Source organism: Gilliamella sp. B3023 (genome assembly GCF_026536845.1).
Taxonomy (GTDB): domain Bacteria; phylum Pseudomonadota; class Gammaproteobacteria; order Enterobacterales; family Orbaceae; genus Gilliamella; species Gilliamella apicola_E.
Window position 1 is genome coordinate 1 of sequence record NZ_JAFNNH010000068.1, and the last position, 802, is coordinate 802.

Sequence of the window (802 nt, forward strand, 5' to 3'; positions counted from 1 at the left end):
TCAACACCAAGAACGATTCAAAATCTGAAATTCGAAGTAAAAATCTATCGTGATGATAAATTAATTAGCCGTGAAACTGTTAATGATACTGAATATTATTTATCAGAATTACAACAAGGTAAGTTCAATGCAACAGTAAGAGGGGTAGCAGAGGACGGGCGATTAGGTGATGAAACCACAATTGTATTTTCTATTTTACCTCCAGCCAATCCAACGGGTTTAGTGTTAACTCCAAGCAGTTTTAATGTTGCTATACGCCCTGTTATGGCTTCTGTATCAAGCTTGGGTACTCAGTTTGAATTCTACAAAGGCACAACTAAAGCCGAAGTCGAAGCAAAAACTAATTATCTTGGTCGAGCAATGACGCTTACTGATGTTGATTGTCAACCCGATACCGAATATTGGTACGGCGTGAATGCAGTTAATGTTGTCGGTCGTTCAGGGATGTTCATAGCTAACACCAAAACTTTAATTGCAGAAAATGGTGCGGGGGGATTATTTAGAATTCAAACGCAGGACGGTAAATTCCCAACTAACAATGATGAAGCAACCCAAATGTTTTATCGTGAATTCGGATTTTATCCTGCCCGTGATACCACGCTAATTATCTACTCATTAGACGGTACAGGTAAAGTAGCTCATTCAGAAACCAGAATGTACAACGGTGCAAAATGGGTTGAGCCAGCGATGTTCTTGGATGGTGATTTAATTGCTACTGGTACTATGCGAGGCGATAGATTAATAGCGGGCACTGAAATTAGAGCACCGCAAATTACAGGCGGCAGGATGATAGCTGGTAGTG

Annotated in this window: 1 protein-coding gene; it reads left to right on the forward strand. The window is 40.4% G+C overall.

Going from position 1 to position 802, the window contains the following annotated elements; translation table 11 throughout:
- A partial coding sequence (locus tag J3U16_RS12000) for a hypothetical protein (protein ID WP_267343209.1) occupies window positions 1–802 on the forward strand: 802 nt, incomplete at both ends.